This window comes from Pseudoalteromonas sp. CR1 (assembly GCF_019392235.1).
Taxonomy (GTDB): domain Bacteria; phylum Pseudomonadota; class Gammaproteobacteria; order Enterobacterales; family Alteromonadaceae; genus Pseudoalteromonas.
Map to the genome: position 1 here is coordinate 1 of NZ_JAHXRM010000428.1, position 253 is coordinate 253.

Genomic DNA, 253 nt, shown 5'->3' on the forward strand with positions numbered 1-253 from the left:
GTGTCGAGGTCGCTGCGGATGGGGCAGTGAGGCGAGCTGAAATCGAACGAAGCTCGGGCTCGCACGCCATCGATCAGCGAGCACTCGATGCCGTACGAGCTGTCAGCCCGTTCACCGCTCCGCCAGCCGAACTGCTGGCCGGAGCGGATGTCGCCGACCTTAGCTTTCCGCTTCAACTCAGGCGTTGAGCCCTCATACCCGCCATCCCTCACCTTCAGTGCGTGAGGTGTGATACCCCTCCCCCTACCGTGCT

The 253-nt window shown here is 63.6% G+C and carries 1 protein-coding gene; it reads left to right on the top strand.

What is annotated here, in order from left to right; genetic code table 11:
* On the top strand, nucleotides 1–188 hold a 188-nt coding region (locus KZZ04_RS20010; protein WP_219424006.1), incomplete at its 5' end, for an energy transducer TonB.
* Nucleotides 189–253: the final 65 nt, after the last annotated feature.